Here is a 19,311-nt window from a genome sequence, read left to right as displayed (position 1 = left end):
CCTGCCCATCAATTCAATAGCTTATGACAGGCTTCCATTGCTTCGCTATATTCAACCAAATCACCCGTGATGAATTTTGGGTGAACGGGTAAACCATGATAATTACGATGCTCTTTCCAGCGCTTAAATAACTCTTCAAACTCGTAATCAGCTCTTTCCTGAACATTGGCCTTAAACAATTTGAAGTCATCATTTTCAACAAAGGGCTCAAAAGCTCTGCGCTCCACAGACTCCAGTTGACTTTTCATGATTTCTTGCATGATTCCATCTTCACGGTGAACTTCGCGAGCCAGTTCAGAGTAGGCCAAAATTTTTGCGATAAGTTTCTGAACCTTCTTTTCATCAGCGTCTTCACTTAATCGACTCATTCCAACACTCGCCATAGACGCATACTCAGCTAAACCTCCTAATCTTCCAAGAGTGGCGGCGCGAAACAAATACTCTTCGCCTTGCTCTAAAAGTTCGAAATCAAGCTTGTGATTTTTTGTTATTTCACCTCTTTCTTCACTACTTAGTCTTGGAACATCGCTATGATTATTGATCGGTAAACCAGTTGAAGCTAACCACATTGTTTCGGTACCAAGAACAAACAAGGCATCAACGTCATTAGCTTCCGCCAGAGACTTTAAACTCTCCGTTGGCATGGTTTGATAGGGACTAATACCGGCAGCCATTTCACCATCGGAATATACCTTTGACATGACTTTATATAATTCAATATTCATCCCAGGGTATTGTTGATCGACCTGCTCAGAGCAATCCCTGAAAGCTGGATAAATATTTGTAACCTGCTTCTTCTCTGTAACTGGTTTTTCTTCTTTAGCAGCACCCTTCTCTACCGAGACTGTTAAATCACTGGCACTTGCAACTTCTTGCGTAACTTCTTGTGCAGGCTCCTGAAGTGCTTCTTTCTTCTTTTGTGGTGTTGGATCTGATTGTTGCCAAAAATATACTATTGAAATAATGACTAGCAGACTAACTAACAGTATTAAGATCTTCTTCATAAATTGCTAAAGCTCCTTCAAGCACTTCTAATCCTGCGCCTTTTTTGTAGGCGTTTTCACTTAAATATCGGCGCCATAATTTGCCTTTGGGTTGGGCAAAAAACAGGCCTAGAATGTGGCGCGTCATGTGGCCTAGATAAACATCCTGATCGAGCTGGCTTTGCACATAGTCCATGTATTCACGAGCGATTTCAAAGCGGGTTGGGATGTCGTAATGTGTTCCGTAATACCGATTATCAGCTTCAGCCAGGAAATAAGGATTGTGGTAAGCCTCGCGACCGATCATGACGCCATCAGTATGTTGCAAATGTTCATCTGCTTGATCAAGTGTGGTGACACCACCATTCACAATAATCTCTAAATCAGGGAAATCTTTTTTCACCTGATAAGCAATGTCATACCTTAATGGAGGAATTTCGCGATTTTCTTTGGGACTTAAGCCACTAAGCCAGGCTTTGCGCGCATGGATAATAAAGGTTTTTACGCCAGCTGACTGTACGGTGTTGATAAAATGATGCAGGTGTTCATAAGAGTCCAAATCATCAATACCAATACGGCTTTTAACTGTAACCGGCACATCCACCGCGCTAGCCATGGTAGACATACATTCCGCCACCAGCTCAGGCTCAGCCATCAAGCAAGCACCGAAGCGGCCATTTTGCACGCGGTCGCTGGGACAGCCGACATTCAAATTAATTTCATCGTATCCAAAGTCTTCGCAGACTTTAGCGCAATGAGCCAAGTCCTTTGGATCGCTGCCACCGAGCTGCACCGCAACTGGATGCTCTTCCTGATTAAATTTCAGGTGGCGTTCAGCCCCACCATGAATAATGGCACCAGTGGTAATCATTTCAGTGTAAAGCACCGCATGTTTGGTGATCAGACGCATGAATCGTCGCTGATGACGATCAGTCCAATCCAACATGGGAGCAATACAAATTTTTCTTGAATTCATCAGGTTTGGGGCTTAGCTGTTGGTTATTAAGGCACCGGAAGTACCACGAAAAGCGATTATAAAGGAAATAGCAGGGCGACAAAACAACATCCCCTTATTTTCATCCAACTGGAAAGTGAACGACATCAAGCAGGATAGTGCATCTCGTATCATTTCGCAGAACCTCCTTATTTTGCTTATATATTGACCACTTCTGCCCATATTTGTCGCTTTACAACCTAAATGGCTTAAATTAGATTTTTAACTATAATTAGCTGTTCTATAAAAAAAACTAATCAGGAGGAAGTAGTGTCACGTCATATCACTTTAGTATTAATCTTATCCCTTTTCGCTTTACAGGGTTGTGCAACCCTATCCGAGTCTGAGTGCCTGTCAGGTAACTGGTATCAACTAGGTTATCAAGATGGTAAATATGGTCGCGATGCCGACTATATACTAAAGCACGAAGAAGCCTGTATAGAGTATTCTGTTTCTATTAATCGCGATGACTATGAAAGTGGCCGTCAGAAAGGCATTGAGTTGTATTGTAACTCGCATAATGGATACCAATTCGGTAATGGCGGCAGACACCCAAATCCGAACTGTGGCACACATTTTACGGAGTATTACGACAACTACAAACGAGGCCTGGATACTCGATACTCCCGTATCGCAAGAAAACTGTCTGAATTGCAGCGTGAATATGATGCATTAACCATCGCTATTAGCCGCATCAAGAATCAAGAAGAGCGTGATCGCATTGAAGCAGAACTTGAAGAGTTAAGCCATCAAATTGATGAAGCTGAAGTTGATCTGGATAAAGTTGAAGCACTGCTGAGACAATATTCGTAACGACTGAATAAGAACGCATGTCATACCGCGGTGTGGCAGAATAAAAAAGCCCCTTGCTATCAAGTAGCAAGGGGCTTTTTTATTAGACATATAGAATGGGTTATACCCAACGGGGCAGACCCGACCAAGTACGTAACCCATCAATCGAATAAGCTTGTTGGGTTACGAAGCAAGCTTCTAACCCAACCTATAGCACTGGATGATATTGATGAAGAAATAAAGGATACCAATAACCAGATCAGCCGAGTCAATTACCTGTTGGATGTGTATCGGTAAGAAGGCAATACAAGTTAGGCACACAATGTTTCCAGGATCTTTAATATCTACCATTGGATTAATAGACACTCCAAGACCAAACCAAAGCACGTCATACCGCGGCTTGACCGCGGTATCCAGTGTCTTTCTAGAATTGGTTTGCTTCACCCAGAACGAGTTAAGCAATAAGTCTTTATAAATTAGTTAAAGAGCAAAGTCGCTAGATACCGCGGTGAGCGACCGAAGGAAGTGCCTTTGGTACCGCGGTATGACAAAAGAAAACTTAAAAACGATTACGCAATGCTTCGATTCGCTTATCCAATGGTGGGTGCGATAAGAACAGACTACCAAACTTTTCCTGGAACGAACCTGTACGACCATTCTTCAAACCAAAAGCGGTAAAGGTTTCGCCCATATCCGACGGCATATCATATTCAACTTTGAGCTTTTCTAGTGCTGAAATCATGGCGCCGGTGCCGGCCAATTGAGCACCCGCTTCATCCGCTCGGAACTCACGACGGCGCGAGAACCACATCACTATGGTGCTGGCCAAAATAGTCAAAACAATTTGCGCAACCATCACCGACACAAAGTAGCCAATACCAAAGCCACGTTCGTTCTTAAGAATCACACGGTCAACAAAATGACCAATGACTCGTGAGAAGAATAATACAAAGGTATTCACCACACCCTGAATCAGGGTCAATGTAATCATGTCGCCATTGGCAACGTGGCCAATTTCGTGCGCCAACACAGCGCGTACTTCATCGCGGTTCATGCGCTGCATCAAACCCTGGCTGACTGCAACCAAGGCTTTATTTTTGTTCGAGCCGGTAGCAAAAGCATTCGACTGCGGTGATGGGAAGATACCCACCTCAGGCATACCAACTTTAGCATCACGCGCCAGATCCGACACAGTATTGATTAACCACTGCTCCGTTTCGTTAGTGGGCTTATCAATCACTTTGACATGCATGAAACGCTTAGCCATCCATTTCGACATCAGCAAGGAAACAAAAGAACCGCCGAAACCGAAAATAGCGCAGAAAATCAATAGTGCTGTCAGGTTCAGGTCAACACCATTTTCAGCCATCAGGCTATTAAAGCCAATGAGGTTTAAAACCACACCGGCCAAAATCAAAACGGCAAAGTTGGTTAATATGAACAAACCGAGTCTTAACATTTGTTTCTCCGTAAGATAAATAAGGTGCTCAATGCGAGCTAGAACTACTGACTAATATATTGGGATTATACGCCGATAGACAAGTCAATTAAGGGTCAGCAAAGCATTAAAATTTGTAACCAAGTATAAGCCTATAACAAATAATTAAATATCAATAACTTAATCAGCCAATATAAGCCCAGCCCAATCACCAGAATGAGCAGTATGAGCTTAGTGTTAGTCTTTAATTTTGCCATAAATGGAGATTAGGCTTTCGTTACCTTAGCTCGCTTAGGTTTTAAAAATACCATCTTAATAACCAGATACAAGCCACTTAAGGTCATAAATAAGGCTAGCAAAGCTGCGAATACGACTAACGGATGGTTGAAGTCAGTGCGGTTCTTATAATCCATGATGTGCAGCATCCAGAAGAAATCAAACACTCGCCAGGTGTCATTACGGCGGGCAACCACTTCTCCGTTTTGTGGCGAGATATAAAGGCGCGTATTGTCACTATCATTGAATTGAGCCTGCCAGATGGGTAAGCCTTTACCACGCACCTCGCCCAACTCTTCGGAAAGCAACTGCAGCTCAACCAACTCACCCTCACCGCTAAAATCAGCCAGAGCTATTTGCCCTGCCCGGAGCTCGTCCAAAGGCGAAAGTAACTGGCCTGTCTGTGCATCAATAATGGCTTGTTGTTCCTGATGAGTCGCAATCCAAACCGGCTCTCCTAAAAGTCCTTTCAGAGTTATAGTTTCTGGTTCAAAATCGATCTGACTAATGGCTTGTTGAGCCGTCACAGCAACAGGCTGATTGATAGTAAAAGGTTCCTGTTCGGCCATGGTATGTTCGCCACGCACTTCTTCGATATCGAAAAAAGTCATGACAAAGCCGCCAGCGGCCCAGAACAAAACCTGGATGCCAATAATCAAACCAAGCCATTTATGGAATTTACGGAAGAAAACAATCGGTTTCATAATGAATCACTTTTAAAGAAGAAATTTAATTGCTGATATGAACGATCAGCTGTCGATTATGACTACCGTGTCTATGTTCCCAAAGATAAGTACCCTGCCAGGTACCAAGTGCAAGTTTTCCATCAACAATAGGAATACTTAAAGTCGTCGCAGTTAACACTGCTTTGATATGCGCAGGCATGTCGTCCGCGCCTTCGTAGATGTGAGTATAGAGAGGATCATTCTCAGGTACCAGCCGATTAAGCCAATGTTCCAAATCGCGTTTGGCGCTCGGGTCCGCATTTTCCTGAATAATTAAACTGCATGAAGTATGGCGCACGAATACATGGCAGATGCCAATCTGTTTATCGGCTTGGCGAACCAGCTGTTCCAGCTGATGAGTAAACTCATGCAAAGCCTGGCCTTGAGTCTTGATATGCAGTGTTTCAGAAAAACTCATCTCAGAACTCATACGACTTGTCTTTATAATAAAAACGAACGCGACGTGTTACACCGCAGAACAAAGTATAAGGAATCGTATCGGCGTAAGGTGCGACTCGCTCGGCAGGAAGCTCTTCTCCCCACAGCACCACGCGATCACCCATCACATCCTGACAATCAGGCCCTAAATCTACCGCCAGCATATCCATCGATACCCGCCCAACCAACGGTACGATACGACCATTGACCCAAATCGGTGTTCCATTTTTGGCATGACGCGGATAACCATCGCCATAACCAATTGCTACAAGTCCTAAATTGGTGTCTCGATCAGCAAACCAATGCCGGCCATAGCCCGTGGACTCGCCTTTCTTAATCGGTTTAACCGCTAGAATTTGTGACTCCAATGACATCACTGGCTTTAAATCATATTCGGATGCTTCGGTGCCTACTAAAGGCGAACAACCGTAAAGCAACAGGCCGGGGCGCACCCAATCATAATGAGCACCTTTCTGCGTTAAGATTCCGGCAGAGTTGGCCATCGATTTTTCAGTAGTAATATGCTTGGTGGCTTGGTCAAAGGCTTCCAGCTGAATGGTCGAAAAGTCATCTTCTGGATCGTCTGCCGAAGCGAAATGCGACATCAATCGAATCGGATTTGCCACTGAAGGGATTTTCGATAATGTGGTCTCAAGCAGTGCCAAATCCTGCAAGGCAAAACCCAGACGATTCATACCTGAGTCCAGCTTGATCCAGACTTTAATCTGCTTATCGGTTTTGAAATTTTGCAGCGCTTCGATTTGTGGCCAATGATGCAACACTACCTGTAAGTCATGCTCAACCACCAACTCCAGATCCTTGGCATTGAATATACCTTCCAGCAACAGGATCGGCGTTTTAATGTCTGCTTTACGCAGTGACAGAGCTTCCTGAACCGTTGCTACCGCAAACATGTCAGCGCCCTCAGTCAGCGCCTTGGTAATTTGCACCAGACCATGCCCATAAGCATCGGCCTTAACAACAGCCATTACACGACTACCGCTGGCAATCTTTTTAATCGTCTTCAGGTTATGGCGCAGGGCCGCCAGATTGATAATTGCTTTAGTTGAGCGCATAAGTATGACTCGCTACTAGTAACCTTGCGCTTCATAGTCTTGATGCGCCAGATTATCAAATCGACAGAACTGCCCCTGGAAGCTCAATTCAACACTACCGATAGGACCGTTACGCTGTTTACCAATTTTGATTTCAGCAATGCCTTTGCGTTCTGTTTCCGGATGGTATACCTCGTCACGGTAGATAAACAGAATCAAATCCGCATCCTGCTCAATCGCACCCGACTCACGCAAATCCGACATCACCGGACGGCGATCGCTTCGTTGCTCCAAAGAACGGTTAAGCTGCGATAAGGCAATCACTGGAACTTCCAGCTCTTTGGCTAGAGCTTTCAAAGATCGTGAAATCTCACTGACCTCAAGGGTACGGTTATCGCTCATGCCCGGAACCGTCATTAGCTGCAAGTAATCAACCATGATTAACCCAACACTGCCGTATTCGCGAGCAACGCGGCGCGAACGCGAACGCATCTCAGCAGGCGATAAACCACCCGCATCATCAATGAGTAATTTGGTGTGGTTTTTCAGCTGTAGAACACCGCTGTTAAACTTATCCCAGTCTTCGCTGGATTGAATCTGACCGGAACGAATCTTGTTTTGCTCAAGACGACCCAATGACGAAATCGAACGCATAATGATCGACTCGCTCGGCATCTCAAGACTGAATACTAAAACTGGCTTTTCCTGATTCAGGGCAACATTTTCAACGATGTTCATGGCAAAAGTAGTTTTACCCATCGACGGACGCGCCGCCACAATCACCAGATCCCCCGCCTGCAAACCAGAGGTCATTTTATCCAGATCGGTAAATCCGGTCGCCAAACCCGTAATACCGCCTTTGGTCTTTTGAATGGTCTCAATCCGTTGAATGGTACTCTTAAGAATATCTTCGACCTTGCTCGGGCCTTCGCCGCTGGCTTCGCGAGCCTGGGAAATGGCGAATACCTTACGCTCAGCCATATCCATCAGTTCAGCCAAGCCGCGCCCTTTCGGATTAAAGCTGGCATCAGCAATCTCATTCGACGCCGAAATCAATTGGCGCATAATCGCTTTTTCACGAACGATCTCAGCATAAGCGCGAATATTAGCGATACTTGGCGTGTTTTGAGCTAAATCACCCAGAAATGCCATGCTAATATCAGTATCGCCTTTATGCTCCAGATGCTCCGACAGCGTAATCACATCCATCGGCTTCGCCGTATTGGCCAACTCCTCCATCGCCTTGAAAATCTCACGATGGTTTTTCACATAGAAGTCCGTGGACAACAGCATCTCAGACACCATCTCCCACACTTCATTATCCAGCATCACACCGCCCAACACCGACTGCTCGGCCTCGATAGAATGCGGAGGAATCTTTAAGTCTCTGATTTTATTATCTGATTGATTGGCTGTAAGCATTTTTTGTCACTAGCGTTAACAATAAGTTATGGCCGTATTCAAAATACTGAACACAAACCCATTTATAAACCACAAGAGTTTACCACGTAAGCCATTTTAACTCTTATGCAGTCAACAGCAATACAATAAACCTATGGATGACTTGAGGATAAGTTGTGGATAAGTATTGTGTCTAAGAGCATTTCTTAATCTTGTCATTCCACCCGCGTGACCGCAGGGAATACCTTTAGGTAAAAGTGGGCGACCGAAGGAAGTGCCTGTGGTGAATCCACAAAAAGCTTAAAGAAATAGACTCCCGCCTTGGCAGGAGTGACGCTGGTTGGTAGCTTGCAGTTCTGTAGGGTGCACCTTGGCGCACCACTCGCTCTATACGTCTATTACGGTGGGCAAGGCCCACCCTACCTCCAATCCTTTTTGCCTTATGCTCAACTGACAATACTGATAAAGAATGTAGGCTGGCGATGAATGAAATGAATCCCAGCTCTTATAAACTCCAGCCCCCCTTTTAGACAAACAATAAAATCGTTACTTGTTTCAAAAGACCAATAATAATAAAGTCTTACCAACCGAATTCGTTTAATAAAATGTTAGGTTCACAAGGAGAAAGCATGAGAAACAGAATATTTGGAGCCATCGGCGCATTGTGGGGCGGAGCTATTTTGCTTTATGGGCTTTGGGGGCAACTCTCACAAGGCTCTGAAGCATACCAAGCAGGCCAAACTACTGGTCTCGTATTTGGTGGCCTTATGTTTCTAGTGGGCATCTACTATTTCTTTAAAAAGCCCAAAGAAAAAGGCGTTGAGTCTGAAAGTGATCAAAACAAGCAATCGTAGCCTCGAAAGAACAGAGTAACTTCGAGGTTTTAATTGAACATCGCTCGATTACGAGCATCGATAGTGCCTTTGGTGTGCTAACCCTAATCGAGGCTACTGGCTAAACTCAGTATCACCCTCATGGTCATTTGGAGAGAAAGATCCATGCTACCCTACTTATTAATACCTTTTTTAGCATTGATGACTAACACTACATCAGCTAACTCAGAGTGCTCTATTGGTAAGAAGTGTACTTTAGTGGGTGACATAACAATTTATTTCACACCACCAGCAACTACAGCAATATTAGATGTAGGGGAGCACTGCGTATCTCTAGCCCTTAATGAGGAGCAGCTTGAAGAGTTCAAGGAAATTAAAGGCAAGGTCAAAGTGGTGGGTAAAGCTCTGAAAAATTATAACATGCCACCTGAGGTAATAACCTTCAAAATAGAAGGTCGTAATTTGAGTACAATGTGTTCAAGCTACTACATACTATGGGCTTCAAGTATAGAGAAAGGTTAAAGAAGTGTGGGCGCTTTAAAAAAGTTAATGGGTTAAGAAATAAGCTAGCCACACACACAACTGACGACCATTATCCTCACAAGCAACTACAAAAATCACCACTTGTATAATAACCCCCATGATAATAAAGTCCTACCAACAAATTGATATAATCAAATGTTAACCCAATATAGAGAAATAGAATGAATATAAACAAACTATCAATATTTATATATCTCTGCGCTCTTATCTCATTAAAAGCAAATGGAGAAGACAACGCAACAATAAAAGAAACCCTAATTGCTTCAAAACATGCTGTTATGATTAGCGAAGTGTTAAAGAGCTATAGTGTTAATTGGGAAAGTGACGTACTAAAAGCACATTTTGCTTTTGACTGGATGTTTTCTGAACATGAAGAACGCTATACCGCAATCTCTAAAAAGTATGTTGGTATTGGCAGTTTTAAAAAGTGTGACTTTTACCAATTAGCTGACATGTCTAAAGAACTCATAGAAGGTGCCATGTTTTATAAGGCAAAATGTACATTTGGAGAGACAGTGTTAAAGTCCGAATTTATTGTTCTTGAGTTGGAAGGGAAATTGAAATTAGCCCATTTAAACTTAACAGATGAATAGATAACCGCTATTAGTGATGACGTTAATTACCTAATCTCATGGATTTTTTTGAATGAAACGAATATGCCCTAGTTGTGAAAAGAAAGAGCTTTATTATAAACCTTTCTTCTCTCACCCATATATGCTTTGCCTTTCGTGCAACTCAGTTTTCACTCACACTAAATTAATGGGGTTTAGTTTCTTATTAGTCTGTTTATTAATCGCCCCGATGCCGGTATATCTTCATTACCACTTCAATCTTTCTATTTATCATATTGCGCCAGTAGCACTTATCATTTCTTTCTATATCATTTACTTCATAAAGCAGTACTTTCCCATAAAACCAGTAAAGAAGAACGAAATAAGTCTAGTGCCTCCAACGTTTTTAGAGTTTGAGAAAACGAATAACGTTAACGAAAACATTCGTCGCTACAAAGAGGCTCAAAACAAAGCCATTTATAACAAACTAAAAAAATAACCAATGCCCACTAACCCAATCATACTCTTTGACGGTGAATGTAAGCTCTGCTCTGCCTGGGTGCCTTTTGTGATTAAGCGTGATCCTGATGCGGTTTTTAAGTTCTGTTCAGTTCAGTCACCCAAAGGACAAGATCTGTTATCAATGCATGGGCTTGATACTGATAATTTTGAGACTATGGTTTTGATTGTGGATGGTGAGGCTTACTTCCGATCAGAAGCTTTTTTCGAAATTATCAAACACCTTAAAAAGCCATGGCCGTGGCTTAGGGCTTTCCAAATTTTTCCTTTAAGGTTTCGCGACTGGTGCTATGACCGGATAGCTTTAAACCGTTACAAGCTTTTTGGTAAACACAATTACTGCATGATACCCAGCAAAGAGATTATGGATCGGTTTTTATGGTGACTCTACAAACAGCCAAACGTTGGTTACAAGTCTTAGCCATTATTCATATCATCGGCGGTTTACTGTTACCCATCATGGTTTATACACCACTGGCAGCGCCCTACTTCCAGCACCTAAAAATCGCGTTCCCTGACAGCAACCCTGAATCTCTACGATTTTTGATTGGCGTCTTTGGCCCAACCGTCACCAGCTGGGGCTTGTTATTTTTCTACGCGATTGGAAAAGCATTTGAAGGTAGGACAATGAAAGACTGGTGGCTGTTAGTTAGCGCGGTTTTAATATGGAGTGTCTTGGATACCACCTTCTCCATCGCTCATAATGTTTTTGCACATTTTTATCTTAATGGGATAGTATTGGTTTTGTTTTTAGTGCCGTTGATTCTCACAAGAAAGCATTTTAATAACATATAGCACCTTGTAGGCTGGTGATGCACCCTAGGGGCAGACCCAATGAAATGAATCCCAGCAATTAATACACTTTGGTGCAACGAATTAAAACAGCTGGGATTCACGCAGTTCATCCCAGCCTACGGCCATTGACTAAGAATCCTTTCAAAAGTCAAATGACCTAGAGTACTTTGTAAGGCAGGAAGTCAGGCACTTAGTCTAAGAGGTTACTATGCAAATTACAGGTTCATGTCTTTGCGGCGAAGTTCAGTTTGATATCAGTGATAATTTTGAAAGCTTTTATCTTTGCCATTGCTCCAGATGCAGAAAAGCAACTGGAACTGTTCACGGGGCAAACTTATTTAATACTAAAGCTACTTTAAACTGGCTCCAAGGCAAGCAACTGGTAAAAAGATATAATTTGCCAAGCACTCTCTTTACCAAAAGCTTTTGCTCAGAGTGCGGCTCACCAGTACCTACAGAAATCCGTGAAAAAATTGTCATTGTTCCTGCGGGAAGTTTGAACTCATCACCAAACATCAATCCTACTGCACATATCTTTTGTGAACATAGGTCTAGCTGGGAGGATTTGTTGGGAAATTCCAAACGATTTCCCGGCCTTCCCAAACAATAAAACTTAATAAGGATCTTACAATGAAAAAACTATTAATTACTGTGCTCGTACTTGTGACTTGTGGCTGCCAAACAAACTCGAAGCAAAGTAGTGACAATATGAATAATGTCACTACGTCTGAGGAGTCGCAAAAGCCCCTGTTCTACACACCTGAACAAATTCAAAAACTCCAGTTCAGTGAGCAAGCCGGTTATTTCATCTGGATAAAAGACTCTCTTGCTTGGACGGCAACAGATAAGGTGCGTGAAGAAATCGATCTAAGTAAGATTGAAAACCCACAAGGCTGGCTTGTACATCTTGATCCTGAAGGAAACCATCGAGTCAGTTTTTATCGCTCCACTATAGACGGACAAATCCTGTCATTCGCCGATGTATTCTATAATGACAGCTATGAAATTTCTGACTTTGAAACCAATCCCAAGCGAACGGTTACAGAAGAAGAAAAGACCATGCTTAAAGCACTCTCTAGCGCTGGAAACAGTATTACCGAAGCTTGCTCAGAAAACCTTAACAGCGTAGTAGTAGAAGATGATGCTGGCTGGAATGTTTTCTTTTTGACACCGCCGACAGAGCCCGGCGTTATTCCGATTGGTGGAGCGCAAAGAATTTTAGTATCACGAGATGGCATGACAGTTTTAGAGCAAGAGTCTTACTCGAAAAGCTGTATGCATTTACAACCACAGGGGGAAGATGTACACGCGCTTATGATGACTCATATTGTTGATGAAATCCCTTCTCCGGTTCATGTCTTTACCAGTCTGAGTTATGACTACCCACTTTATATAGCTACCTCACTGGGCTTGTGGCGAGTTGTTGATGGTGATATCGAAGAAGTAAAAGATAAGAAGTAATGTTTTAACAATCCTTTGCGTTTTAACAAAGCAAAGCAGAGGAATAATGATTTGAGAAAGCAGAGTGTTATGAAGATTTAGATTGATTGGGTACGGCTATCGGCTACCCATTTTATAAATCTAAAAAGAGTTGGGACTCGTTTTACTCATCCCAACCTACAAGTTTCTGCTCTGATGTTGGTTAGGTATCCCCGAAATAAAGGCTCGAGAAACACCATCCATAAAAAAAGGCACCCGAAGGTGCCTTTCTTATATTACTTACAAACTTAAACTTAAGCTTGTTCTTCGCCAACAACGATAACTTTGATGCTAGCTTCAACTTCTGGGTGCAAGTGCACTTCAAAAGTGAATTCGCCAGTTTGACGAATTGCGCCTTCTGGCATACGAACTTCTTTCTTCTGAAGTTCAACGCCTTGAGCTGTAACTGCGTCAGCGATGTCAGCTGTGCCAACAGAACCGAACAATTTGCCTTCGTCACCAGCGTTTGCTGTGATAGTCACAGATAAGCCAGCTAGTTGCTCTGCACGAGCTTGTGCTTTAGCAAATTTCTCGTCAGCGGCAGCTTGTAATTCAGCACGACGCTCTTCGAAATGTTTGAGGTTATCCTTAGTTGCAGGAACCGCTTTACCTTGTGGAATCAGGAAGTTACGACCATAGCCAGCTGCTACAGTTACGCTATCACCTAAGTCACCAAGATTGCGGATTTTTTCAAGTAGAATGACGTTCATCGTTATTTCCTCTTAAAAATGCCGCTTATTCGTGGCTGTCAGTGTAAGGCAACAAAGCCAAGAAACGAGCGCGTTTAACAGCAGACGCCAATTGACGTTGATATTTTGCGCTTGTGCCTGTGATACGGCTAGGTACAATTTTGCCTGTTTCAGTGATGTAGTTTTTCAATGTTGCGGTATCTTTGTAATCGATCTCAACAACACCTTCAGCCGAGAAACGGCAGAACTTACGACGACGATTAAAACGTGCCATGATATGTCTCCTTATTACTCAGCCGAAGCTTCTTCAGTTGATTCAGATTTCTCTTCTTTAACTTCTGCTTCACGGCGAGGTTTTTCATCTCTCTCGTCTTTCTTAGCAGCAGCCATAGGAGAGGCTTCGGTAACAGCTTCTTTACGACGCATTACCATGTTACGCAAGATTGCGTCATTGAAGCGGAATGCATCTTCAAGCTCTTCGATAATTTCGCCAGTAGTTTCAACATTCATCAAAACGTAGTGTGCTTTATGAAGTTTGTTGATTGGGTAGGCTAGTTGACGACGACCCCAGTCTTCTAGGCGGTGAACTGTGCCAGCACCGTCTGTGATCATCTTTGTGTAACGTTCGATCATGCCAGGCACCTGATCAGATTGGTCAGGGTGCACTAGGAATACGATTTCGTAGTGTCTCATTAAAGTCTCCTTTCGGTTTCCAGCCACCAGTAACTCTTTGATTTATTTAAAAGTTAATGGCAACAAGGAGTAAACCAGATTGTCAAAAAATTAGTGGATAGCCACTAAGGGCGCGTATTTTAGTCGCAAAGAGTCTAAAAATCAACCAGAACAAATGGTTATATCGCAGTCTCTCCATGACGTTGACAGTCCTGTCATTTACCCTTAATCTGCGCTCATGCATAAATTCTATACAACAACTACCACCACAACGATCTTCCCTTCGGAGGTCGCCGGCTAGTTATTGTGTAATAGAAGTACCCATTACCAAGCCCGAGGCCTCAAAACCTCGGGCTTTTTTTTGCTTTTTTGAAACACACGGGAATAGATACTATGAAAGTACTCAAGTTTGGTGGATCATCGCTGGCAGATGCGCAAAGCATGCTGCAAGTTGCTGATATTATTGGTCAGGAAAGAAGTCAGACCCTGGTTGTATTATCAGCTGTCGCTGACACAACTAATGCATTACAGCTTCTCTGCAATAGCCAAAAATCAACGACTACAGAGTCTATTCTACAATCCATTGCCCGCCACCATAAACAGATCGCTGAGGAACTGGGGCTGTCTGAGGACTCATCCCTTTTGCAAAAAATGGATTTTGTTTTTCAGCAACTTGCCGATTTAACAAAAACAGAATCACTGAATAACTCAAATATCGCTGTAATCATGTCCACAGGTGAATACCTCAGCTGTTATCTTTTGCAGGCTTTATTGCAACAACAGGCTATGTCCGTTGCCTTGATTGATAGTCAGGACTATATCGTTGCGGAAGGTGTCATTCTGGACTCGCGAGCCGATTTAGCCCGCTCTATGAGGAAATGGCAAGAAGCATCCCCTTCTCTTTCCCAGATTAGTCTCGCACCGGGTTTTATCGCTGCCACTCAACCGGGCGATGCCTGCCTGCTGGGTCGCAATGGTTCGGATTACTCGGCAGCTCTTTTTTCTTACCTGGCTGACGCCCAATCGTGTGAGATTTGGACTGATGTCTCTGGAATCCACGCAGCAGATCCACGGATTGTTGAGAATGCGAAATTAATGCCGTCCATGACTTATCAGGAAGCAATGGAGCTTGCCCACCATGGCGCTAAAGTGCTTCACCCTAAAACCATCTTTCCACTACAGCTCAAAGGTATTCCTTTGCGCATCAAAAATACCTTCGCACCCGCAGACAGTGGAACTTTAATTCAGCCATCACACCTTGGTCAGGACACCATTAAAGGAGTTTCATTCCAGCCCGATATTTGCCTGCTTAACGTCAGTGGTGCTTATTTGAGAAACTCTTATGGTTCTGCTGCGCGAATTTTTGAAATGTTGGCCGCCAAGCATATTTCGATTATTCTGATCAGCCAGTCATCTTCCGAATACAGTATCTGCTTCGCAATTCGCAACAGTGAGTGTAAACGTGCCCTGCAAATTTTGAACTCTGAATTCGACAGCGAAATCAGGCAAGGGCAACTCAACCCGATTCAGGTTGATAAGACCCGAGCCATCGTCTCGCTGGTAGGTCAGGGACTAAAAAACAGAAGAGGTATTGCCTCGAAATTTTTACAGGCAATTTCCCATGGCAATATTAATATCGAAGCGATTGCCCAAGGCTCTTCTGAAAGTTCTATTTCTGTAGTCATCAAGGGTGAACAGGCCAAGCAGGCATGCCAATTAGTCTATGCCGAATTTTTCAATCGTAGACAGCGGCTCGATCTTTTTATTTTAGGCTGCGGCAATGTTGGTCAGGAACTGATTCGACAGATTTATGCTCAACAGAACTTTTTACAGGAAAAAAATATCGCGTTACGAATTTGCCTGGTCGCTAACTCTAGACATTACGTTAACTGTAAGAATGGCTTGCTTGAGTCTGAGTGGCAGACGAATTTGCAGAAAAGTCCTGGTACTTTATCAAAAGAAATTTTAAGTCAGTTATTGGCTTCAGGTGATTATATTAATCCAACACTGGTCGACTGCACCTGCTCCGAGGTTGTGAGTGAGCAGTATGCTGATTATATTGAGATGGGGTTTAATTTGGTGACCGCTAATAAAAAAGCCAACTCAGGCCCATACTCTTACTATCAGCAATTGAAAAAGCTTGCTCACCATAAATTTCGCAAGTATCTATATGAAACCAATGTTGGGGCTGGCCTGCCAGTGTTAAAAACCATGTATTCGTTAATGTGTTCAGGTGATGCAATTCATCATGTTGAAGGCATTCTGTCCGGCTCATTGTCATTCATTTTGGGACAAATGGAAGAAGGCAAGTCGTTTTCAGAAGCCGTACTGGAAGCCAAGTCTTTAGGTTTTACTGAGCCGGATCCACGCGACGATTTAGGCGGTATGGATGTTGCCCGTAAACTGCTTATTCTGGCACGGGAGGTTGGCGCACAATATGAGCTCTCTGATATCGCCATTGAAGGTCTGTTACCGGCGAACTTTAATCTCGATGGCAGCTCCGAAGAGTTTATCGCAAGATTGCCGCAGGCCAACCACTACTTTTCTGAACTATTTGCCCAAGCCAAGAGTAACCATGAGACACTGAAATACATCGCATCTTTTAATGACGGCAAGCTACAGGTTTCATTACAATCGGTTGGTCAGGATAATCCTTTATACTCGGTTAAAAATGGTGAGAATGCCATTGCCATCTACAGCCACTATTACTCACCCATTCCTCTGGTACTAAAAGGGTATGGTGCTGGCGCAAAGGTTACCGCAGCAGGCTTATTTGCCGATATTTTACAGAACATTCCACATCGAGAGCAGGAGATCATGTCATGAAAATTAAAGTATTCGCCCCGGCCTCGATTGGCAACTTCTCGGTAGGCTACGATCTACTGGGCGCAGCTTTACAACCCGTTAATGATTATTTGTTGGGTGACATCATTGAAGTGTCTCGTCACTGCTACGGTAAATGGAACGTTAAAGGCCCTTTTCATGAACAGCTGCCAGCAAATCCTGAGGATAATATTATCTATCATTGTCTGCAGTTTTTTAATCAACAACTTGAATCAAAGAACGCAGCGACTGGCCGAGAACCCCCCATTGAAAACCTGTCAGTAACTTTGGATAAAAGATTACCCGTTGGAAGCGGACTCGGCTCCAGCAGCAGTTCAATCGTTGCGATGATGGTTGCACTGAACCATTGGTACAAGCAGCCCTTTACTGAGCATGAACTATTACAGATGATGGGTAAGATGGAAGCGCAAATCAGCGGTAGCTTACATTACGATAACATTGCCCCCTGCTATTTAGGCGGTCTGCAATTAATGGGTAATGATGGTGTTCTCAGTCGACAGCTGCCCTGGAATTTCTCAGGTTACTTTGTGGTGGCTAATCCGGGCACTCGTCTCATGACGAAACAGGCCAGGGAAGTTCTGCCGAAACAATTACCCATGCAAACGACCATTGCACATGCAGCCAATCTTGCAAACTTTATACAGAGCCTTTACGAGCAGGATGAGCAGCAACTGTATGCTCATTTTAATGACCTGATTGCTGAACCCTATCGGCAGGATTTACTGCCCGACTATGTCACCCATAAAACCGAGTTACTAAAACTTGGGGCCAAAGTGGTCGGGATATCTGGCTCAGGACCTACCCTATTTACGGTTGCTAATACTCTGGCCAGTGCCGAAGCGTTAGAGCGTTATTTAGCTTCCAACTATCGCTCTAATGATCAGGCCTTTTGTTATATCTGCCAGCTGTCGTCATCTGGTGCTAGAATTATTGCCGAGGAATAACCATGCCATTCATTAACATTAAAGATTCTGCAGATAGAGTCAGCTTTGAGCAGGCTGTTTTAAAGCCGCTGGGTAACCACCAGGGGTTGTACCTGCCTGAACAGATACCGGCGCTATCGCAAGACCAGTTGTCACCAGGCTGCTTCTCCCGCTCTGCTTTCAGCAATGACAACTTTCAACAAGTCGCCTTTGAAGTGTTGCGATCTTTCACCAGCGACTCACTCAATGAAGCAGAGTTAGAAGGTATTGTGCAACGAGCTTTTAATTTCCCGTTAAAACTGCACTCACTTTCAGATTCGCAGCATATTCTGGAATTATTTCATGGGCCGACGCTGGCTTTTAAAGATTTCGGTGCGCGCTTTCTTGCTGAATGCCTAAGCCAGTTTACTCATGAACCGATTACTATCCTCACCGCCACCTCTGGCGATACCGGCGCGGCTGTAGCTCATGCTTTTCATAAGAAGGAACATATCAATGTCGTGATTCTTTATCCCAAAGGGAAAATATCCATTGAACAAGAACAGCTGTTTTGCACGCTGGGCAACAATATTCACACCATAGCAGTAGAGGCCGACTTTGATACTTGTCAGGCTCTGGTTAAGCAGGCTTTTGATGATCAGGAGATTAACCAGAAGCATCGCCTGAATTCAGCTAACTCTATCAATATTGCACGCTTATTAGCCCAGGTTTGCTACTATGCGGCGCTTCCTCAATTGCTTGGGCAACCAATTGATACTGTGTCAGTGCCTTGCGGCAATTTTGGCAATATCACGGCAGGCCTTATCGCTCAAAAAATGGGCGTGCCCATTAAGCACTTTATTGCAGCGACTAATGCCAACGATACGGTACCTCGTTTCTTCGAAGAGGGCCAATGGCAACCACGTCCAACCATTAGAACGTCATCCAATGCTATGGACGTTGCCAGTCCAAACAACTTCCCACGATTGTTGCACCTTTTTAAAGATCATCCTGAAACGATGCATCGTGATATTAGCGCTATCGCCATTAGCGAGGCCGAGGTAGAGCAAACCATGCTCACAACCCATCAGGCGGGATACACCATTGATCCACACACGTCGGTAGCCCTACGAGCCATACAAACAACCAATTCCGCTGGACAGTCTGTCGCACTTTCAACCGCTCACCCGGCCAAGTTTGCCCAATCCGTGGAGTCCATTACAGGCTCAGCTGTTGATTTACCCGATACGATTCGTAATCCGTTGAGTAAACCTAATTTATCCACCACCAAGGACAGTAACTTCAAGAACTTGAAAGACTACTTGATGTCTTCGTTTTAATGGAGAGTTTTCATAGAGCATTTTCATGGAGAGTTTGCAAAC

21 protein-coding genes are annotated in these 19,311 nt (G+C 43.7%); 11 read left to right on the top strand and 10 right to left on the bottom strand.

Annotated elements, in window-relative coordinates:
- Positions 1 to 8: 8 nt before the first annotated feature.
- Both ACYTXU_RS01465 and dusA read right to left on the bottom strand, forming a co-directional pair.
- The gene (locus tag ACYTXU_RS01465) at positions 9 to 1,004 is read right to left on the bottom strand and encodes a hypothetical protein (protein WP_462207818.1); all 996 of its coding nucleotides are present in this window, start codon (positions 1,002 to 1,004) and stop codon (positions 9 to 11) included.
- Positions 976 to 1,959, bottom strand: a complete 984-nt coding sequence (gene dusA, locus ACYTXU_RS01460; protein ID WP_462207817.1) for a tRNA dihydrouridine(20/20a) synthase DusA — start codon at positions 1,957 to 1,959, stop codon at positions 976 to 978. The genes ACYTXU_RS01465 and dusA overlap by 29 nt, the downstream gene beginning before the upstream one ends.
- 288 nt (positions 1,960 to 2,247) lie before the next feature.
- Between dusA and ACYTXU_RS01455 the strand changes: the two genes are divergently transcribed.
- A complete protein-coding gene (locus tag ACYTXU_RS01455) occupies positions 2,248 to 2,790 on the top strand; it encodes a DUF2799 domain-containing protein (RefSeq protein WP_462207816.1) in 543 nt (180 codons plus the stop codon).
- Between the two features lie 538 nt (positions 2,791 to 3,328).
- Here the strand turns inward: ACYTXU_RS01455 and htpX are convergent.
- The 5 genes from htpX to dnaB form a co-directional block, all read right to left on the bottom strand.
- A complete protein-coding gene (gene htpX, locus ACYTXU_RS01450; protein WP_462207815.1) occupies positions 3,329 to 4,228 on the bottom strand; it encodes a protease HtpX in 900 nt (299 codons plus the stop codon).
- A 245-nt stretch (positions 4,229 to 4,473) separates the two neighbouring features.
- Positions 4,474 to 5,187 (bottom strand): PepSY domain-containing protein, encoded by a 714-nt coding sequence (locus ACYTXU_RS01445; RefSeq protein WP_462207813.1) that lies wholly within the window; start codon positions 5,185 to 5,187, stop codon positions 4,474 to 4,476.
- A gap of 25 nt (positions 5,188 to 5,212) precedes the next feature.
- Positions 5,213 to 5,626, bottom strand: coding sequence for a secondary thiamine-phosphate synthase enzyme YjbQ (locus tag ACYTXU_RS01440; protein WP_462209339.1), 414 nt, complete (start codon positions 5,624 to 5,626; stop codon positions 5,213 to 5,215).
- Position 5,627: 1 nt separating this feature from the next.
- On the bottom strand, positions 5,628 to 6,722 hold the full coding sequence (gene alr, locus ACYTXU_RS01435) for an alanine racemase (RefSeq protein ID WP_462207812.1): 1,095 nt from the start codon (positions 6,720 to 6,722) through the stop codon (positions 5,628 to 5,630).
- Between the two features lie 15 nt (positions 6,723 to 6,737).
- On the bottom strand, positions 6,738 to 8,123 hold the full coding sequence (gene dnaB, locus ACYTXU_RS01430) for a replicative DNA helicase (RefSeq protein WP_462207810.1): 1,386 nt from the start codon (positions 8,121 to 8,123) through the stop codon (positions 6,738 to 6,740).
- A gap of 608 nt (positions 8,124 to 8,731) precedes the next feature.
- On the opposite strand from dnaB, the gene ACYTXU_RS01425 reads away from it, so the two are divergent.
- The 7 genes from ACYTXU_RS01425 (at position 8,732) to ACYTXU_RS01395 (ending at position 12,804) form a co-directional block, all read left to right on the top strand.
- Complete coding sequence (locus ACYTXU_RS01425; protein WP_462207808.1) at positions 8,732 to 8,956, top strand: hypothetical protein; 225 nt, start codon at positions 8,732 to 8,734, stop codon at positions 8,954 to 8,956.
- A 237-nt stretch (positions 8,957 to 9,193) separates the two neighbouring features.
- A complete protein-coding gene (locus ACYTXU_RS01420; RefSeq protein WP_462207806.1) occupies positions 9,194 to 9,457 on the top strand; it encodes a hypothetical protein in 264 nt (87 codons plus the stop codon).
- 182 nt (positions 9,458 to 9,639) lie between these two features.
- Positions 9,640 to 10,071, top strand: coding sequence for a hypothetical protein (locus tag ACYTXU_RS01415; RefSeq protein ID WP_462207805.1), 432 nt, complete (start codon positions 9,640 to 9,642; stop codon positions 10,069 to 10,071).
- Between the two features lie 460 nt (positions 10,072 to 10,531).
- Positions 10,532 to 10,933: a thiol-disulfide oxidoreductase DCC family protein gene (locus ACYTXU_RS01410; protein WP_462207803.1), complete on the top strand. Its 402-nt coding sequence runs from the start codon at positions 10,532 to 10,534 to the stop codon at positions 10,931 to 10,933.
- On the top strand, positions 10,927 to 11,343 hold the full coding sequence (locus ACYTXU_RS01405; RefSeq protein WP_462207802.1) for a hypothetical protein: 417 nt from the start codon (positions 10,927 to 10,929) through the stop codon (positions 11,341 to 11,343). The genes ACYTXU_RS01410 and ACYTXU_RS01405 overlap by 7 nt, the downstream gene beginning before the upstream one ends.
- Before the next feature lie 208 nt (positions 11,344 to 11,551).
- Positions 11,552 to 11,953, top strand: coding sequence for a GFA family protein (locus ACYTXU_RS01400; protein WP_462207800.1), 402 nt, complete (start codon positions 11,552 to 11,554; stop codon positions 11,951 to 11,953).
- 20 nt (positions 11,954 to 11,973) lie between these two features.
- Positions 11,974 to 12,804 (top strand): hypothetical protein, encoded by an 831-nt coding sequence (locus tag ACYTXU_RS01395; protein WP_462207799.1) that lies wholly within the window; start codon positions 11,974 to 11,976, stop codon positions 12,802 to 12,804.
- Positions 12,805 to 13,076: 272 nt separating this feature from the next.
- Here ACYTXU_RS01395 and rplI read toward each other — a convergent pair whose 3' ends face one another.
- The 3 genes from rplI to rpsF are packed head-to-tail and all read right to left on the bottom strand — an operon-like array spanning position 13,077 to position 14,204.
- Complete coding sequence (rplI, locus tag ACYTXU_RS01390) at positions 13,077 to 13,532, bottom strand: 50S ribosomal protein L9 (RefSeq protein ID WP_462207797.1); 456 nt, start codon at positions 13,530 to 13,532, stop codon at positions 13,077 to 13,079.
- Positions 13,533 to 13,557: 25 nt separating this feature from the next.
- The gene (gene rpsR / locus ACYTXU_RS01385) at positions 13,558 to 13,785 is read right to left on the bottom strand and encodes a 30S ribosomal protein S18 (RefSeq protein ID WP_012800504.1); all 228 of its coding nucleotides are present in this window, start codon (positions 13,783 to 13,785) and stop codon (positions 13,558 to 13,560) included.
- A 14-nt stretch (positions 13,786 to 13,799) separates the two neighbouring features.
- Positions 13,800 to 14,204 carry a 30S ribosomal protein S6 gene (gene rpsF, locus ACYTXU_RS01380; RefSeq protein ID WP_012800503.1) on the bottom strand — a complete coding sequence of 135 codons (405 nt, stop codon included), beginning with the start codon at positions 14,202 to 14,204 and terminating at the stop codon, positions 13,800 to 13,802.
- A 372-nt stretch (positions 14,205 to 14,576) separates the two neighbouring features.
- On the opposite strand from rpsF, the gene thrA reads away from it, so the two are divergent.
- The 3 genes from thrA to thrC are packed head-to-tail and all read left to right on the top strand — an operon-like array spanning position 14,577 to position 19,269.
- Positions 14,577 to 17,009 (top strand): bifunctional aspartate kinase/homoserine dehydrogenase I, encoded by a 2,433-nt coding sequence (gene thrA / locus ACYTXU_RS01375; protein ID WP_462207796.1) that lies wholly within the window; start codon positions 14,577 to 14,579, stop codon positions 17,007 to 17,009.
- Complete coding sequence (gene thrB, locus ACYTXU_RS01370; protein WP_462207795.1) at positions 17,006 to 17,971, top strand: homoserine kinase; 966 nt, start codon at positions 17,006 to 17,008, stop codon at positions 17,969 to 17,971. Before thrA ends, thrB begins: the two co-directional genes overlap by 4 nt.
- A gap of 2 nt (positions 17,972 to 17,973) precedes the next feature.
- A complete protein-coding gene (gene thrC / locus ACYTXU_RS01365) occupies positions 17,974 to 19,269 on the top strand; it encodes a threonine synthase (RefSeq protein ID WP_462207793.1) in 1,296 nt (431 codons plus the stop codon).
- The last annotated feature ends 42 nt before the right edge of the window (positions 19,270 to 19,311 follow it).

The sequence above is a fragment of the Kangiella sp. M94 genome (assembly GCF_054926195.1).
The sequence above is the reverse complement of the archived record's forward strand: the minus strand, read 5'-3'. Positions and strand labels throughout refer to the sequence as shown.

Excerpts from the sequence above, each read along its gene's own strand:
- ACYTXU_RS01465 (WP_462207818.1), bottom strand. The coding sequence starts at position 1,004 with ATGAAGAAGATCTTAATACTGTTAGTTAGTCTGCTAGTCATTATTTCA.
- dusA (WP_462207817.1), bottom strand. The coding sequence starts at position 1,959 with ATGAATTCAAGAAAAATTTGTATTGCTCCCATGTTGGATTGGACTGAT.
- htpX (WP_462207815.1), bottom strand. The coding sequence starts at position 4,228 with ATGTTAAGACTCGGTTTGTTCATATTAACCAACTTTGCCGTTTTGATT.
- ACYTXU_RS01445 (WP_462207813.1), bottom strand. The coding sequence starts at position 5,187 with ATGAAACCGATTGTTTTCTTCCGTAAATTCCATAAATGGCTTGGTTTG.
- ACYTXU_RS01440 (WP_462209339.1), bottom strand. The coding sequence starts at position 5,626 with ATGAGTTTTTCTGAAACACTGCATATCAAGACTCAAGGCCAGGCTTTG.
- alr (WP_462207812.1), bottom strand. The coding sequence starts at position 6,722 with ATGCGCTCAACTAAAGCAATTATCAATCTGGCGGCCCTGCGCCATAAC.
- dnaB (WP_462207810.1), bottom strand. The coding sequence starts at position 8,123 with ATGCTTACAGCCAATCAATCAGATAATAAAATCAGAGACTTAAAGATT.
- ACYTXU_RS01425 (WP_462207808.1), top strand. The coding sequence starts at position 8,732 with ATGAGAAACAGAATATTTGGAGCCATCGGCGCATTGTGGGGCGGAGCT.
- ACYTXU_RS01415 (WP_462207805.1), top strand. The coding sequence starts at position 9,640 with ATGAATATAAACAAACTATCAATATTTATATATCTCTGCGCTCTTATC.
- ACYTXU_RS01410 (WP_462207803.1), top strand. The coding sequence starts at position 10,532 with ATGCCCACTAACCCAATCATACTCTTTGACGGTGAATGTAAGCTCTGC.
- ACYTXU_RS01405 (WP_462207802.1), top strand. The coding sequence starts at position 10,927 with ATGGTGACTCTACAAACAGCCAAACGTTGGTTACAAGTCTTAGCCATT.
- ACYTXU_RS01400 (WP_462207800.1), top strand. The coding sequence starts at position 11,552 with ATGCAAATTACAGGTTCATGTCTTTGCGGCGAAGTTCAGTTTGATATC.
- ACYTXU_RS01395 (WP_462207799.1), top strand. The coding sequence starts at position 11,974 with ATGAAAAAACTATTAATTACTGTGCTCGTACTTGTGACTTGTGGCTGC.
- rplI (WP_462207797.1), bottom strand. The coding sequence starts at position 13,532 with ATGAACGTCATTCTACTTGAAAAAATCCGCAATCTTGGTGACTTAGGT.
- rpsR (WP_012800504.1), bottom strand. The coding sequence starts at position 13,785 with ATGGCACGTTTTAATCGTCGTCGTAAGTTCTGCCGTTTCTCGGCTGAA.
- rpsF (WP_012800503.1), bottom strand. The coding sequence starts at position 14,204 with ATGAGACACTACGAAATCGTATTCCTAGTGCACCCTGACCAATCTGAT.
- thrA (WP_462207796.1), top strand. The coding sequence starts at position 14,577 with ATGAAAGTACTCAAGTTTGGTGGATCATCGCTGGCAGATGCGCAAAGC.
- thrB (WP_462207795.1), top strand. The coding sequence starts at position 17,006 with ATGAAAATTAAAGTATTCGCCCCGGCCTCGATTGGCAACTTCTCGGTA.
- thrC (WP_462207793.1), top strand. The coding sequence starts at position 17,974 with ATGCCATTCATTAACATTAAAGATTCTGCAGATAGAGTCAGCTTTGAG.